The organism is Anaeromyxobacter sp. SG17, assembly GCF_022690695.1.
In the GTDB taxonomy this organism is placed as follows: domain Bacteria; phylum Myxococcota; class Myxococcia; order Myxococcales; family Anaeromyxobacteraceae; genus Anaeromyxobacter; species Anaeromyxobacter soli.
Genome location: NZ_JALCYX010000030.1, coordinates 23,589 through 39,385, shown reverse-complemented (window position 1 = coordinate 39,385; position 15,797 = coordinate 23,589). Strand labels below are relative to the sequence as shown.

11 protein-coding genes are annotated in these 15,797 nt (G+C 74.7%); 7 read left to right on the top strand and 4 right to left on the bottom strand.

Annotated elements, in window-relative coordinates; translation table 11 throughout:
- Window positions 1-87 precede the first annotated feature (87 nt).
- Together MNY60_RS12920 and MNY60_RS12915 are read right to left on the bottom strand one after the other, a co-directional pair.
- Window positions 88-4,152, bottom strand: a complete 4,065-nt coding sequence (locus MNY60_RS12920) for a hypothetical protein (protein ID WP_242360734.1) — start codon at window positions 4,150-4,152, stop codon at window positions 88-90.
- Between the two features lie 388 nt (window positions 4,153-4,540).
- Window positions 4,541-5,473 carry an aldo/keto reductase family protein gene (locus tag MNY60_RS12915; RefSeq protein WP_242360732.1) on the bottom strand — a complete coding sequence of 311 codons (933 nt, stop codon included), beginning with the start codon at window positions 5,471-5,473 and terminating at the stop codon, window positions 4,541-4,543.
- A gap of 446 nt (window positions 5,474-5,919) precedes the next feature.
- On the opposite strand from MNY60_RS12915, the gene rnk reads away from it, so the two are divergent.
- Window positions 5,920-6,339 carry a nucleoside diphosphate kinase regulator gene (gene rnk / locus MNY60_RS12910; protein WP_242340240.1) on the top strand — a complete coding sequence of 140 codons (420 nt, stop codon included), beginning with the start codon at window positions 5,920-5,922 and terminating at the stop codon, window positions 6,337-6,339.
- On the opposite strand, the gene MNY60_RS12905 is transcribed toward rnk, so the two are convergent.
- Window positions 6,316-6,810 carry a hemerythrin domain-containing protein gene (locus tag MNY60_RS12905; protein WP_242340239.1) on the bottom strand — a complete coding sequence of 165 codons (495 nt, stop codon included), beginning with the start codon at window positions 6,808-6,810 and terminating at the stop codon, window positions 6,316-6,318. The two genes, rnk and MNY60_RS12905, sit on opposite strands and share 24 nt — an antisense overlap.
- On the bottom strand, window positions 6,804-7,502 hold the full coding sequence (gene ric / locus MNY60_RS12900) for an iron-sulfur cluster repair di-iron protein (RefSeq protein WP_242340238.1): 699 nt from the start codon (window positions 7,500-7,502) through the stop codon (window positions 6,804-6,806). The genes MNY60_RS12905 and ric overlap by 7 nt, the downstream gene beginning before the upstream one ends.
- Window positions 7,503-7,620: 118 nt before the next feature.
- On the opposite strand from ric, the gene MNY60_RS12895 reads away from it, so the two are divergent.
- The 6 genes from MNY60_RS12895 (at window position 7,621) to MNY60_RS12870 (ending at window position 15,741) form a co-directional block, all read left to right on the top strand.
- Window positions 7,621-8,619 carry a sigma-54-dependent Fis family transcriptional regulator gene (locus MNY60_RS12895; RefSeq protein WP_242340237.1) on the top strand — a complete coding sequence of 333 codons (999 nt, stop codon included), beginning with the start codon at window positions 7,621-7,623 and terminating at the stop codon, window positions 8,617-8,619.
- A 58-nt stretch (window positions 8,620-8,677) separates the two neighbouring features.
- Complete coding sequence (gene rdgC, locus MNY60_RS12890; protein WP_242340236.1) at window positions 8,678-9,316, top strand: recombination-associated protein RdgC; 639 nt, start codon at window positions 8,678-8,680, stop codon at window positions 9,314-9,316.
- Entirely contained in the window at window positions 9,303-9,932 is a 630-nt protein-coding gene (locus MNY60_RS12885; RefSeq protein ID WP_242340235.1) for a hypothetical protein, read from the top strand. The genes rdgC and MNY60_RS12885 overlap by 14 nt, the downstream gene beginning before the upstream one ends.
- 105 nt (window positions 9,933-10,037) lie before the next feature.
- On the top strand, window positions 10,038-11,387 hold the full coding sequence (locus tag MNY60_RS24295) for a TolC family protein (RefSeq protein ID WP_242360730.1): 1,350 nt from the start codon (window positions 10,038-10,040) through the stop codon (window positions 11,385-11,387).
- Window positions 11,384-12,385, top strand: a complete 1,002-nt coding sequence (locus MNY60_RS12875) for an efflux RND transporter periplasmic adaptor subunit (protein ID WP_242339731.1) — start codon at window positions 11,384-11,386, stop codon at window positions 12,383-12,385. The genes MNY60_RS24295 and MNY60_RS12875 overlap by 4 nt, the downstream gene beginning before the upstream one ends.
- On the top strand, window positions 12,382-15,741 hold the full coding sequence (locus tag MNY60_RS12870; RefSeq protein ID WP_242339729.1) for an efflux RND transporter permease subunit: 3,360 nt from the start codon (window positions 12,382-12,384) through the stop codon (window positions 15,739-15,741). Before MNY60_RS12875 ends, MNY60_RS12870 begins: the two co-directional genes overlap by 4 nt.
- Window positions 15,742-15,797: the final 56 nt, after the last annotated feature.

Below are 15,797 nucleotides of genomic sequence, written 5' to 3'. Positions count from 1 at the left end.
AAAAAAAACGCGCGGGCCCGGAGGCCCGCGCGCGATGCACGCCGTCCTGTGAAGGTCGGGCCGGCAGAAGCCGGCCCGACCGCGCCGTCAGGGCACGACGGGGTAGCAGAGCGTTGCGCCGGTGGTGCCGAACGACGCCGACACCGTCTTCGCCGCCGTCATCGTGACGGTGCACGTCCCCGTCCCGGTGCACCCTCCGCCCGACCAGCCCGCGAAGGTGTCGCAGGTGGAGCTGGGCGAGGCGGAGAGCGTCACCGTGGTGCCGGTGTCGATCGCCGCCGTGCAGCCGTCGGGCGAGCCCGACGTGCACGCGATGCCGGGCCCGCTCACCGTGCCGTGCCCCAGCCCCGTGGTCGTCACGGTGAGCGTGAACGTGGCGGGCTGGAACGTCGCGGTCACGGTCTTCGCGCTCGTCATGGTGACGGAGCAGCTCGCGCCGTCGACGGCCGTGCAGCCCGTCCAGCTCTTGAAGATCGAGCCGGGGGCGGCCGCGGCGAGGAGCGTGACGGTCGCGCCGTTCGGGACGGTCGTCGAGCACCCCGTCGTCGCGCCGGGGACGCAGGAGATCCCCGGCCCGCTCACGGTTCCGCTCGCGCCGTAGGTCCCCGTGACGGAGACGGTCAGCGGGTACTCGCTCGGCATGAACGCCGCGGTCACCGTCTTCGCGGCCGTCATGGTGACGGTGCAGCTCGTGCCGCTCACGGAGGTGCAGTTCGTCCAGCTCTTGAAGAGAGAGCCGGCGGCGGGCTCCGCGACGAGCGTGATCGTGTCGCCGTTCGCGACGGAGCTGGAGCAGCCGGTCGTCGCGCCGGGCGTGCAGCTGATGCCCGGGCCGCTCACCGATCCGCTCGCGCCCGACGTGCCGGTGATGGAGACCGTGAGCGGGAACTCGCTCGGCTGGAACGTCGCCGTCACCGTCTTCGCGGCCGTCATGGTGACGTTGCAGCTCGTGCCGCTCACGGAGGTGCAGTTCGTCCAGCTCTTGAAGATCGAGCCGGCGGCGGGCTCCGCGACGAGGGTGATCGTGGTCCCCGTCGCGACCGAGGTGGAGCAGCCCGTCGTCGCGCCCGGCGTGCAGGTGATGCCCGGGCCGCTGACGCTGCCGCTCGAGCCGTACATGTTCGAGATGGAGACGGTGAGCGGGTACTCGCTCGGCTGGAACGTCGCGGTCGCGGTCTTCGCGCTCGTCATGGAGACCGAGCAGGTCGCGCCGTCGACGCTCGTGCACCCGGCCCAGCTCTTGAAGATGGAGCCGGCGGCGGGCTCGGCGACGAGCGTGACGGTGGCGCCGTTGGCCACCATCGTCGAGCAGCCATCCGTCGCGCCAGGCTGGCACGCGATGCCAGGACCGCTCACGGAGCCGCTCGCGCCCGAGACGCCCGAGACCGCGACCGAGAGCTTGTACTGGGCCGGCTCGAAGTAGGCCGTGGCGGTCTTGGCGCTCGTCATGGTGACGGTGCAGGTGGCGCCGTCCGAGGTGGCGCACCCGCTCCACCGCCTGAAGATCGAGCTCGCGTCGGGCGTGGCGGTGAGCGTCACCGTCGCGCCGTTCGCGATCATGGCGGAGCAGCCGTCCGTGGATCCCGTGGTGCAGGCGAGCCCGGCGCCCGTGACGGTGCCGCCGGCGTTCGTCCCGGACGTCGTCACGGTGAGCTTGTACTGGGCGGGCTCGAAGTAGGCCGTGGCGGTCTTGGCGCCCGTCATGGTGACGGTGCAGGTGGCGCCGTCGTAGGTCGTGCACCCGCTCCAGCGCTTGAACACGGACGTCGCGTCGGGCGCCGCCGTGAGGATGACGGTGTCGCCGTTCCCGACGATGGCCGAGCAGCCCGCCGTGGAGCCCGTCGTGCAGCTCAGCCCGGGGCCCGTGACCGTCCCGCCCGCGCCGCCGGAGCCGGAGGTCGTGACGGTGAGGGGATACGTGCTCGGCTGGATCACCGCGTTCACGTTCTTCGCGGAGGAGACGGTGACGGAGCACGTGTTGCCGGACGAGCTCGTGCACCCGCTCCAGCTCTTGAACACCGAGCTCGCGTCGGGCGTGGCGGTCAGGGTCAGCACCGTGGACGGCGTCGTGTTGGCCACCACCGCGGAGCAGCCGGTGGTGGAGCCCGTGGTGCAGGAGATGCCCTCACCGGTGATGGTGCCGACGCCGCCGCCGGAGCTGCTCACCTTCACCGTGTAGGTCGAGGGCTGGAAGCTGGCGGTCACCGTCTTCGCGGCGCTCATCGTGAGCGTGCAGTCGCCGAGACCCGTGCACCCGCCGGTCCAGCCCTTGAACACGGCGTCCGTGCCCGGCGCGGCGCGCAGGGTGACGGAGTCACCGCTCGCCACGAGCGCGGTGCAGCCCGTGGTGGAGCCGGTGGTGCACGCGATCGTGCCCGTCCCCACGGGACCGGTGGCGCCGCCGCTCACCGTGCCGGTCGCTCCGCCGATGTTGGACACGGTGAGCTTGTAGCCCGGGACGAACGTCGCGGTGACCGACTGCGCGGCGCTCATCGGGACGACGCAGGTCCCCGTCCCCGAGCAGGCGCCGGACCAGCCCGCGAACACGGAGGTGGCGCTGGGCGTGGCGGAGAGCGTCACGACCGTGCCCTCGACGAGGTCCGCCGCGCAGGTCGCGCCGCAGGCGATGCCGGCCGGATCCGAGGTGACGTCCCCGGTCCCGGCCCCCGCCCGCGTGACGGTGAGCGCGTACAGCGGAGAGAACTTCGCGATGGCGAGGCGAGACTCGTCCACCGTCAGCGTGCAGGGCCCGAGCCCCGCCTCGGCGCAGGCGCCGGACCACCCGACGAACGCCGAGCCGGCCGCCGCCGAGGGCGTGAGGGTGACCACCGTGGGCGCGTCGAACATCGCGGCGCAGGTCGCGCCGCAGTCGACGCCCGCCGGCTCGGAGACGACGGACCCCGAGCCGTTCCCGATGAGCGAGGCCGTGAGCTCCGCGCGGACCGTGATCGCCTGCGTCCGGACGCGCGAGACGGTGGTGAGGGGGTCGACGGCCAGCAGGGCGTCGAACGCGACGAGCACGCGGCCCGCGCGGTCGGAGGAGACGGAGGTCGTGACCCCACCCGTGCCCGTCCCGACGAGGAAGCCCGAGGGGTCGATCACCGCGCCTGCGCTCGTGACGCGAGCCGCGTAGACGTCGAACGCGGTGCCGCTGCGGCGATCGTGCCACGCGACCACGTAGTACGCCCCCTCGAAGCCGACGTCCGGCGTCTGCTGTGCGTCCGCCGCGGCGGCGATCGCGAGGCCGGACGCGTCGAGCACTTGGCCGGACGCGCTGACGCGGCTGCCGAACACGTCGCTCGTCCCCGAGCGCGTGTCGTTCCAGGCCACGAGGAAGCCGCTCCCGTCCGAGGCGATCGCCGGGCGGCCCTGGCTGCTGCCCGCCAGCGAGATCGGCAGGCCGTCGGGGTCCGTCACGGTGGAACCGGCCACGCGCGCGCCGTACACGTCAGGTCTACCCGCGCGGCCGTCGCGCCACGCCACGAGGCAGGTGCCGGTCGCGCACGCGACGGCGGGCTGCGTCTGGTGCAGCGGCGCCCCGGAGATGACGAGGTCCGTGGCGAGGACCGTGCCGTCCGGTGCGACGCGCGCGCCGCGCACGTCGCCGAAGCCGGTCCGGCGGTCCTCCCAGACCACGAGGTAGCTCGTGCCGTCGAAGGCCACCGCGGGCTCGACCTGATGATCGAGCGCGGTGCTGATCGGGATGCCGCCCGGATCCAGGACCGTTCCGTCCGGCGTGACGCGCGCGCCGTAGACGTCGCGCCCGGTGGCGCCGCGCGAGTCCTGCCAGACCACGAGGTAGTTCGCCCCGTCGAACGCCACGCTCGCCTCGACCTGGTCGCCGGCGGCCGCGGAGATGACGATCGGCGCGGAGCCGAGCACGACGCCGGCCTTGCTCACCCGCGCGCCGTACAGATCCTGGCCGGTGCCGCCCCGCGCGTCGGACCAGACCACGAGGTGGTTCGTCCCGTCGGACGCGGCGGCGGGCGCGGCCTGGGAGCCGGTGGGAGGCGGGAACACGTCCGCGCCCGTCTGGTTCACCACGGCGAAATCGGTCGATTCCAGCGCGGCGGGTGCCGGGTCGCCCGCGCCGTTGCACGCGAGCAGCGCGACCACCCACAGCAGCGACAGCAGCGAGAGCTTCCCCCTCATGACGCACTCCTCCCTTTCGGAGCGCCGACCGAGATCCCCGGTTTGGGTGATCCCTTGTCGGTGACGGCGCACCCTAAGTGGACAATTCACGACATGTCCTGATCCCGAACGGGGTGAGTCTAGCGTGACCTGCGACCGTAAGGGAAGAGTGCCGGGTCGCCGCGTGGTTGCTGAGAGGCAAATCCGCGTGGGTGATATCGCCCAGCAACCTTTAGTGAACGCCGGGAGCGTCCGGATCCGCACGAGAACGGGCCGACGCGCGCGTCACGCCGCGGCGCCGCGGCGGGCCGCTCCGGGGACGTGGATTCACGCTGGGTGATTTACACCGAACGTCTCGAGCGCGCAGGCCGGACGGCCGCGCGAGGTTCACGCGTCGCGAAGCTCGGACCTAGCCGGAGAACGCCTCGTCGATGCGCCGCAGCACCTCGGGCGCGAGCTTCACGCCGGACGCCCTCGCGTTCTCCGTCACCTGCTCGGGCCGCGAGGCGCCGATGATCGCGGACGAGACCTCCCGACGTCGGAGCACCCACGCGAGCGCGAGCTGGGAGAGCGTGATCCCGAGCTCGGCCGCGATCGGCCGGAGCCGCTGCACGCCCTCCAGGACGCGGTCGTCGAGCCGCCGCTGGATGAAGGTGCCCATCGTCGCGCTCGCCGCGCGCGAGCCGGGGGGGACGGCGGCGCCGGGCGCGTACTTCCCGGTGAGGATCCCCTGCGCGAGCGGGGACCAGACGATCTGGCCGATCCCGTTCGCCGCGCACAGCGGGAAGATCTCCGCCTCCGGCTCGCGCCAGAGGATCGAGTACTGCGGCTGGCTCGACACGAAGCGCTCGCCGGGGAGCGCCAGCGCCGCGCGGACCTGGTCCGCGCTCCACTCCGAGAACCCCAGGTAGCGGGTCTTGCCCTGCCGCACCGCCTCGGTGAGCGCCGCCATCGTCTCCTCGAGCGGGGTCTCCGGGTCGTAGCGGTGGCACTGGTACAGGTCGACGTGGTCGAGGCGGAGGCGCCGGAGCGAGGCGTCGAGCTGCTTGCGGATCTGCGCGGCGGACAGGCCGCGGTCCGTCTCGGACATGGGAAAGTAGAGCTTCGTCGCGAGGACGTAGGAGTCGCGCGGCACGCCCCGGAGCACCTCCCCGAGGAGCTCCTCCGCCCGCCCGCCGGAGTAGACGTTGGCGGTGTCGATGAAGTTGATGCCCGCCTCGAAGGCGGCGCGGACGCAGCCCTCCGCCTCCGCGCGCGCCACGCCGCCGCCGTAGGTGAGCCACGAGCCGAGCGAGATCTCCGACACGACGAGGTCGCTGTTGCCGAGCTTGCGGTACTCCATCGGTTCCCCTCCGTTGCCGGGCGGCTCCTGCGCGGGCGCCCACGCGGGCGCGGCGCAGAGCGTTCCGAGCCATGAATACGACGCGGAGCGGGCCGACGCACGCATCGTGACCGCGAGGCCCGCGACCCGATGGAGCGGCGAGCCTCCGCGCCTTGACGCGCCGCCCGCCCGCCGCTAGACGAGCGGGTGCATGTCGTCCATCGCCTGCCATCGCCCGCGCCCTTCCGCGCACCCGCAGCCGCGGCGGCAGGTGGCCCCGCGCGCGCCGGGCTCGGCGCGCGCTCGCGAGACGGCCTGCCTCCTCGCCCGCGCCTCGCGCTCCCCGCTGTAGCGAGGGCGAGGCGCCACCCCGGCAGCGTCCCCCGACCGGCGCGTCACGCGCCGGATCCAAGCCACCCCCCGTCGCCCCCGCGCTGGCCGCGCGGGCGACCTCCGAAGGAGCCGTCATGTCCGCGCCCGTCCGCAAGCCCATCCACGTCCTCCGCGCCGATCTCGACCGCCTGCGCGCGCTCGTCGACCAGCACCTCGCGAGCCGCGACGCCGCCGCCGCCGAGCAGCTCGACGCCGAGCTCGACCGCGCGATCCCGGTGGAGGTCGCGCCGCCCGACGTCGTCACGCTCGACGCGCGCGTCGCGTTCGTGGACGAGGCGACGGGGGTGCGTCGCGAGGTCGTGCTCGTCTACCCGCGGGACGCCGACGCCTCCTCGGGCCGCATCTCGGTGCTCGCGCCCATCGGCGCGGCCCTGCTCGGGCTCGCCGTCGGCGACGACATCGCCTGGCCACTGCCGGACGGGCGCGTCGCGCGGCTCCGCATCCTCTCGGTCGCGCAGCCCGCCCAGGCGTCAGCGGCTCCCGCCTCGGCCTGAGCCCTCCGGCGGGTCGCCGATCTGCGCGCGGTACGCGTCGCCGCCGAGCGTGCGATCGAGGATCGGGAAGAGGACGTGCTCCTCGAGCTCGAAGTGCGCGAGCACGACCCCGAGCAGGCGATCCGCGTGCCGGACGAAGGCGCGCGGGTCGCCACCCGCCCGCCGCGCGAGCTCCGCGCTCCAGCGGTGGATGATGTCGTGCTCGTAGCGCATCGACGCGCTGAACGCGGCGGGGCCCTCGCAGGCGTACTTGTCCACGACGGGGTGCAGGGTGCGCTCCTCCCAGGCGAGGTGCGGCCTGAGGCACGCGTCGAGCGCGCTCACGACGGCGCGCATCTCGGCGACGGCGGCGTCCACCTCCAGGCCGGCGAGCGCGCCGACGCGATGGTCTATCGCCGCCAGGGTCTCGCGCAGGCGGGCGCGCTGCGCGCGGAGCGGAGCGGTGACCGCCGGGGGCGACGTGCTCAGCACCGGGCTCCCCGCGCCGCGACGAACCGCGGCATGAGGACGTGGTTCTCGAGGTGGACGTGGCGGAGCACGTCGCCCTCGAGCGCCTCGAGCTCGCTCATGAGGACCCGATAGGAGGAGCAGGCCCACTCCGGCGTCGCGTACCCGTCGGCGAGCGCCCGCATCCGCGCGAGCAGCGTCCCGACCGCGACGTGCTCCTCGTACATGCGCTCGAGCTCGCGGCGGACGAGCGCCGGGTCCGGGCTGCGCGACATGAGCGCCGGGAAGAGCACCTGCTCCTCGTCGTCGAGGTGCGGCTCGAGGGCGTCCGCCAGCTCCGCGAAGGTGAGGCGAAGCTCCTCGAGCTTCTCGTTCCTCGGCCCGTGGACGCGGGCGACCTTGTCCGCGAGGGGGGCGATGAACGGGATCGCCCGCCTCAGGTAGGCGTGGTGGTGCGAGACGATGTGAGCCACGAGCGCGGGGACCGGGAGCGAGCGGGGGTCCGCCTCGAGCGAGGCCTCGCCGCTCGCCGGGAGGGCTGCCTCGAGCTCCGCGAACACCGCGTCGGGGTCGAGCTCCCGGCCCGCGCAGGCCTCCGGGAGGGTGACGTTCCCGTGGCAGCAGAAGTCGATCTGGTGCTTCTGGAAGACGCGGGCGGCGACGGCGTGGTCGGCGACGATCTGGGCGACGGTGGCGCTGCGGTCGAGGTGGGGCATTTCGGTCGTGTTTCCTTTCGGGGCTCCCGAGGAGCACGCGGCGTGCCGCGCGGGAACGCTCGCCGATCGCGCGGTTGTGGGGCGTCGCGGGCGCCGTTAAGCACCGGATTGGAACACCATGGAACGCTCCCTGCCGCCGCTCCACGTGCACGACGCCTGCGAGGTCTGCGGGCTCGACACCGTCGTCCCGCGCATCGCGCGCACGGCCCACCTCGTCGCCGAGGGTCCCGCCATGCAGGCGGCCCTCCGTCGCGCCCACGACTTCGCGGACTCCGACGCGCCGGTGGTGGTGCTCGGCGAGAGCGGCACCGGGAAGGAGGTCGTCGCGCGCGCCCTCCACGCCGCGAGCCCGCGCGGCGCCCGGCCGTTCGTGCCGGTGAACGTGGCGGCCCTTCCGGCGGAGCTGCTCGAGTCGGAGCTGTTCGGGCACGTGCGCGGCGCGTTCACCGGCGCGACCGCCGAGAAGGAGGGGCTCTTCGAGGCGGCCGACGGTGGGACGCTCTTCCTCGACGAGATCGCCGAGATGCCGCTCGTCCTCCAGGCCAAGCTCCTGCGGGCGCTCGAGGACGGCGAGATCCGGCGCGTGGGCGACACGCGCGCGTTCGGGGTGGACGTCCGGATCGTCTGCGCGACGCACCGCGACCTCCCCCAGCGCGTGGCGGAGGGCCGCTTCCGCGAGGATCTCTACTACCGCCTCAAGGTGCTCGTGCTCCGGCTGCCCCCCCTGCGCGAGCGGCGCGAGGACGTCCTCCCCCTCGCGCGCCAGTTCCTCTCGGCGGAGCGGCGCCCTCCCGCGGGCCTCGCGCCGGACGCCGAGCGGCTGCTCCTCGCCTACGCGTGGCCTGGCAACGTCCGCGAGCTCCAGAACGTGATGCGCCACGCGGCGGTGCTCGCCCGCGGCGGCGAGATCCGGCCCGAGCACCTGCCCGAGGAGCTCCTGCGCCCCGCCGCCCGCGCGGAGTCGCCGGCGCGCACGCTCGCCGAGGTCGAGCGCGAGCACGTGCTGCGGGTCCTCGAGGCGTGCGGCGGCTCTCAGGTCGAGGCGGCGCGCGCGCTCGGCATCGGCCGGAACACGCTCTGGCGGAAGCTGCGGGCGTACCGCGAGGGCGAGCGGTAGAGGCCGAGGGCCCGCCTGCCTTGACGGCGGGCCGGGACTCGCTCATGTTGCGCGGCCCATGCCCGTCCTCGGTGGTGCCGTCACGTTCGCCCGGTTCCGGTGGGAGCCGGGCAAGAAGCCTCCCTCAGACACCCGGCGCTGGCTCGCGAAGGGGCTCGCCTCGGGCGCCTTCGAGCCGCTCGATCCCGCCAAGGGCGACGAGGAGCGCGCCGCAGGCTTCGTGGAGCTGGAGGATCAGGACGCGACCTCCTTCGCCTCGATCATCCAGGGCGAGTACGCGCTCTTCGCCTTCCGCGTCGACACGCTCAAGGTGCCGGCCGCGGCGCTGCGCGTCGAGCTGGAGCGCTGGCGCGTGGCGTTCGAGAAGGAGCACGGCCGCCCGCCGGCGAAGCGCGAGAAGGCCGAGCGCAAGGAGGCGGTGCGCCACCTGCTCCGCCAGCGCGCGACCCCCAGCTCGCACGTCCACGACGTCAGCCTGAACCTGAAGGCCGGCCAGGTGCAGATCTGGGCCGCCTCCCGCAAGGCGGTGGACGAGGTCGTGGCCGCGCTCGAGACCGCCCTCGAGGTGAAGCTCGCGCCGCTCACCCCGGCCGCGCTCGCCGCCAGGGCAGGGACCCCGGACGCCGCGCTCGCGCCGACGCCGGAGCTCGTGGGCCTCGAGTCGTCGCGGCGGGAGGTGAGCGATGTCGAGGCGTGAGCAGGCGCGGACCGACGCGGCCTTCCAGCGCGGCGCCGCGGGCGTGGACGGGCTCCCCACCGAGGAGGAGCGCCGCGACGAGGCCGAGGTCGAGAAGGACAAGGCGCGCGAGCAGCTCCTGCGCGGCCGCACGTACCTCGGGCGCGAGCTGCTGACGTGGCTCCTGTGGCGCTCGGAGTCGACGGAGCCCGTGATCGAGCTCGACGGGGCGGGGGTGACGGTCGTCTTCGTCGGCCGGCTCACGCTCCGCGGCATCGCGGGCGACGTGACCGAGCTCGTGGCGCGGGGCGCGCTCGCGCCGTACTCGGCCCAGGTTCGCCGCGCGCTCGACGCCGGCCTGCTCGTGCACCAGGCGCGCGTGCGGCTCGAGCACGCGGAGCGGGTGTACGAGGCGACGCTCGACGCCGAGTTCCTGGACGTGCGCGCCGCGAAGCTGCCCGAGCTCCTCACCGAGGAGGAGGACGATCGGCTGCTCGAGCGGCTCGAGCTCGCCGAGCGGCTCTCCGCGATCGTGGACGCGCTCACCGGCGCCTTCCTGGACGTCCGCACGAGCCGCACCTGGCGCAAGCGGGTTGCGACACTCAAGACGTGGATGCGCGCGGGCGAGGAGGCCTAGCCTCGCCTAGAGCCGTCGCCGGTCGAAGCGGTTCGCCGACGCCCCATCGGCAAGAAGACGAGCTCGCTGCCGAAACTTTTCACGCGATGACGGCTCGCATCGCCTGTGAAAAGACATCCGCTCACGTGGAAGGGGCTCGCCCTCGCGGCGCTCGCCGCGCTCGCGGCGCTCCCCGCCGGCGCCGCCGGGGCATCGCCCGTCACCATCCAGGAGGCGATCCGCGCCGCCTGGCAGGAGAACGCCGGCCTCAAGGCCTCGTCCGCCCAGGTGGAGGCCGCGCGCGCGGAGGCGGCGCGCGCCCGCGCCGGACACCTCCCGACGCTCTCGCTCTCCGGCCGCGGCGTCCGCACCGACGAGCCGATGATGGCCTTCGGGCTGAAGCTCGACCAGGCTCGCATCGGCCAGGCGGACTTCGATCCCGCGCGGCTCAACCACCCCGACGCGGTGGGGGGCTGGGGGGCGAGCGCCGCCCTCAACCTCCCGGTCTTCACCGGGGGCCGCGTGGCGGCGGGCTCGCGCGCCGCCGGCGCCATGGCCGGCGCCGAGGCGGCGAGCCACGAGCGCCGCCGCCTCGAGACCGCCGCCGCCGTCGTGGAGGCCTACTTCGGCGCGCAGGTCGCGGAGGAGGGCGTCCGCTACGCCGAGGACCTCCTCGCGCAGGCGAAGGAGACCGAGCGCTTCGTGCGCCAGCGGAACGCGCAGGGGCTCGCGCTCGACGCGGACCTCGCCCGCGCCTCCGCGTTCCGCGCCCAGGCGGAGGCCGAGCGCGCCGCCGCGCTCCAGCGTCGCGCCTCCGCCCGCTCCGGGCTCGCGCTCGTGGCCGGCGACGCGGTCGGGACGGCCGAGCTCGCGACCCCCGTCGCGGCCCTGCCGCCGCTGCCCGCCGCGGCCGACGCGCCGCCGCCGCCGGAGCGACCGGACCTCGTCGCGGCGCGGCTCCAGCGCGACGCCGCGGACGCGGGCGTCTCCGTCGCGCGCGGGAGCCTGCTCCCGTCGCTGTTCGCGCAGGCCAGCGCCGAGACGATGCGCGAGGGGAGCGACCTCTCGCGCGGGGGCAGCTGGACGACGCTCGGCCTCATGCTGCGCTGGGACCTGTCGCTCGCGGACGCCCAGGGGGCGCGGGCGGCGCAGGCGCGGGCCCGCGCCGCGGACGAGGCCCTCGTCTGGCGCGAGCGGCAGGCGGCCCGCGAGGTCGGGGAGGCGCGCCGGGCGATCGAGACCGCCGACGCCCGGATCCGCTCCGGCGAGGAGGCCGTCGCGGCGTCCGAGTCGGCGCGGAACCTCCGCGCCGCGCGGCATCGCCAGGGACTCCTCCCGCTCACCGACGTCCTCGACGCGGAGGCCGGCCTCGCCGGCGCTCGCGCCCTGCTCCTCGCGAGCCGGCTCGAGGCGCGCGTCGCGCGCGCCCAGCTCGCGCTCGCGCTCAACCTGCCCATCGAAGGGATCACGCCATGAAGATCGCCGCACTCGCCGCGCTGGCGCTGCTCGCGCCCGCGCTCGTCTCCGCCTCGCCCGCCGCCGAGGCCGCCTCCCCGCGGCGCGTCCGGCCCGTCCGCGGCGAGACGACGCCCACGGGCGGCCACCTCGTCCCGGCGAACGTGATCGCGGCCCGGCGCGCGACCCTCTCGACGCGGATCGCCGCGCACGTCTCGGCGCTGCACGTCGAGGAGGGCCAGCGTGTGAAGCAGGGGCAGCTCCTCGTGTCCCTCTCCGCCTCCGACCTGCGCGGGGCGCTCGCCGCGGCCGAGAGCGGCCACGCGGCGGCCGCCGCCCACGAGAAGCGCATCCGCGCCCTCGCCGCGGAGCGCGCGGCGACGCCCTCCGAGCTCGAGATGGCCGTCTCCCAGCGCGCCCAGGCCCAGGCGGCGCTCTCGTCCGCGCGCGCCAACCTGGAGTACGCCCAGATCCGCGCGCCGTTCGCCGGCACCATCCAGGCGCGCCGCGTCTCGGCGGGCGACATGGTCGGCCCCGGCCAGCCGCTCCTCGAGCTCGAGGGCGACACGCTCGAGCTCCAGGCGAGCCTCACGGAGTCGGAGGCGGCCGGGCTCGCGCTCGGGCGAGCGCTCCCGTTCGTCTCGGGGGACGCGAAGGGGCAGGCGGAGATCACCGCCCTCACGCCCGGCGGCGACCCGGTCTCGCACCGGCGCGGCGTTCGCGCGCGCGTGCGGAGCGTCACCGGCGAGCTCCGCTCGGGCGCGTTCGCGCGCCTCGAGGTCCCGGGCGCGGCGGAGGGCGCGCACGGGGCGTGGGTGCCGCGGAGCGCCCTCGTCGAGCGCGGCGATCTCACCGGCGTGTTCGTGGCCGCGGGCGGCAAGGCCGAGCTGCGCTGGCTCTCGCTCGGCGAGGCGACCGGCGACGGCTTCTCGGTCCGCGCCGGGCTCCGGCCCGGGGAGACCGTGATCGACGCCCCGGGCGCGCTGCGCGACGGGGAGCCGGTGGAGGTGCAGCCGTGAAGGAGCAGGGCTACGGTCTCGCCGGGCGCCTGGCGCGCCCGTTCCTGCGCTCGAAGCTCACGCCGGTGATCGTCTTCGCGTCGATCCTGCTCGGCGTGCTCGCCGTGTCGCTCACGCCGCGCGAGGAGGAGCCGCAGATCATCGTCCCGATGGTCGACGTCATGGTGCCCTTCCCGGGCGCCACGCCCTCCGAGGTGGAGAGCCAGGTCGTCACGCCGCTCGAGCGCCGGCTGTGGGGCATCCCCGGCGTGGAGTACCTCTACAGCACGAGCCGGCCGAACGCCGGGTTCATCACCGTGCGGTTCAAGGTGAACGAGCCGCTCGAGCCGAGCCTCGTGAAGGTCCACCAGGAGCTCGGGGCGCACCCGGAGCTGCTCCCGCAGGGCACGATGCCGCCCGTCGTCCGGGCGCTCACCATCGACGACGTCCCGTTCCTCACCGTGACGCTGCACGCCCAGGAGGCGCTCCCGGCGGGCGAGCTGCGCAAGCTCGCCGAGCAGGTCGCCCGGGAGCTCTCCGACGTCGAGCGCACCGCGCAGGTGCGCGTGGAGGGCGGCGCGCGGCGCGTGGTGCGCATCGAGCCGGATCCGGCGAGGCTGCGCACGCTGTCCGTCTCCATCGGCGAGCTGCACCAGGCGCTCCAGTCCGCCCAGGCGCAGCTCCCCGCCGGAGCGCTCGTCGACGGCGGCGCCCGCGTCGAGATCGAGGCGCGCGGGTTCGCGCGGTCGGCGGAGGAGCTCCGGCGCGTCGTGGTCGCGGTGCGCGACGGACGGCCGCTCTACGTCGAGGACGTGGCCCGCGTGACGGACGGCCCCGAGCCCGAGCCCGCCGTGGTGCTCACCGCGTCCAAGGAGCGGCCCGGCTTCGAGCAGGCCGCGACGGTGGTGGTGGCGAAGCGGCCCGGGACGAACGCGACCGAGCTCGCGGAGCGGGTGGTCGCCAAGGTGGACGCGCTGCGCGGCGGGCTCATCCCCGCCGCCGTCGACGCGACGGTCACCCGGAACTACGGCGAGACGGCGGGGGAGAAGTCGAACGAGCTCATCGAGCACCTCCTCATCGCGACGCTCTCGGTCATCGCCCTCATCCTCCTCGCCATGGGCTGGCGCTCGGCGCTCGTCGTGGCGGTCGCGGTCCCGGTGACGCTCGCCCTGACGCTGCTCCTCACCTACCTGAACGGCTACACGCTGAACCGCGTCACGCTGTTCGCGCTCATCTTCTCGATCGGCATCCTGGTCGACGACGCCATCGTGGTGGTCGAGAACATCCACCGCCACATGTACCTGCCCGGCCCGCGCCGGAGCTTCGCGCAGACCGTGCTCGACGCGGTGGACGAGGTCGGGAACCCCACCATCCTCGCCACGGTGGCGGTGATCGCGGCCATCCTGCCGATGGCGATGGTCCGCGGGCTCATGGGCCCCTACATGCGGCCCATCCCGGTGGGCGCGAGCGTGGCGATGGTCTTCTCGCTCGTCATCGCCTTCGTCGTGAGCCCCTGGGCGGCGATGAAGATCTTCCGCAAGGAGGCGCACCTCCCGGACACCGACGCGAGCGGCCTCCACCCCTCGGATCCGGCGCGGGACGCGCCCGAGCCCGAGCGCGACCTGCCCTCGGCCAACCCGGAGACCGCGCCCGAGGGGCGGCTCGCGCGCGCCGATCGCCGCGTCGTGCGGTGGCTGCTCGGGACCGGGAGGGTCCGCGTCGGCTTCCTCGCCGCGGTCGCCGTGCTGCTCCTCGCGGCGACGGCGCTGCTCTTCACCGGCGCGGTGAAGGTGAAGATGCTCCCGTTCGACAACAAGCGGGAGTTCCAGGTCCAGCTCGATCTCCCCGCGGGCGCCGCCCGCGAGGAGTCCCTCGCCCTCGGCCAGCGGGTCGCCCGCCGGCTCCTCGCCGAGCGGGAGGTCGAGAGCGTGCAGCTCCACTCGGGCGTCGCCGCGCCGTTCACCTTCGTCGGCATGGTGCGGCACAGCTTCATGCGCGAGGCGCCGGAGCAGGTGGACCTGCAGGTGAACCTCGTGCCGAAGGGTGAGCGCGACGCCTCGAGCCACGCCATCGCGGTGCGGGTGCGGCCCGAGATCGAGGCCCTCGCGAGGTCGCGCGACGCGCGCGTGAAGGTGGTCGAGATCCCGCCCGGTCCGCCGGTGCTCGCCACCATGGTGGCCGAGGTCTACGGCCCGAGCGCGGCGACCCGCGACCGGATCGCCGGCGAGGTGCGCGAGGCGTTCCGCGCGGTGCCCGGCGTGGTGGACGTGGACTCGACGCTCAACCCCACGGCCCCCAAGCTCGTCGTGGCGGTGGATCGGGAGAAGGCGGCGCTCCACGGGGTCGCGCCCGCGCACGTCGTGCAGACGCTCGCGGCGGCGGGCTACGGGGCGCCGCTCGGCGCGTTCCACGTCGAGCGCGGCGCGGCGCAGGTGCCGCTCGTCCTCCAGCTCGCGCCGGCGCAGCGCTCCCGGCTCGACACCCTCCTCGCGCTCACCGTCCCGGGCGCGCGCGGTCAGGTGCCGCTCTCCGAGCTCGTCCGCGTCGAGCGGACCCGCGAGGCGCCCGAGATCCAGCACAAGAACCTGATGCCGGTCTCCTACGTCACGGCCGACCTGGCCGGAGAGATCGAGAGCCCGCTCTACGCGCTCCTCGCCCTCGACGAGAAGCTCGAAGGCCTCCGCGGCGATCGCGGCGAGCCGGTCGCGCGCTACGGCCTCGCCCACCCGGCCAACACCGAGTCGCCCGCGATCAAGTGGGACGGGGAGTGGCACATCACGCTCGAGGTCTTCCGCGACCTCGGCCTCGCCTTCGCGGCGGTGATGCTGCTCATCTACGTGCTCATGGTCGGCTGGTTCCAGAGCTTCACGATGCCGATCGTGATCCTCGTGCCGATCCCGCTGTCGCTCGTCGGGATCCTGCCGGCGCACGCGCTCGGCGGGACCTTCTTCACGGCGACGAGCATGATCGGCTTCATCGCCGGGGCGGGGATCGTCGTGCGGAACAGCATCATCCTCGTGGACTTCGCGGAGCTGAAGCTGCGCGAGGGGATGCCGCTCGCGGCGGCGGTGGAGGAGGCGGTGCTCGTCCGCTTCCGCCCCATGGCGCTCACGGCGCTCGCCGTGATCGTCGGCAGCGCGGTGATGCTCGCGGACCCCATCTTCCAGGGGCTCGCGGTGGCGCTCATGGCCGGCGCGGTCGCGGCGACCCTGCTCTCGCGCTACGCGGTCCCGGTCCTCTACTACATGCTCGCCCGGCACGGGCGCGCCGCCGAGCTGCAGCGCGAGGGCGCCCGGGGCCGCACCGTCGAGGAGGAGGAGCGCCGGCCCTCGCCGCCGCTCGAGGCGGCGCTCGCGACCGGCACCGACGTGTATTGACGGAGCGCCGGGCGCCGCAGGCGCGCCCCCCGCTCGCGCCGACCAGCCGGCGCTGG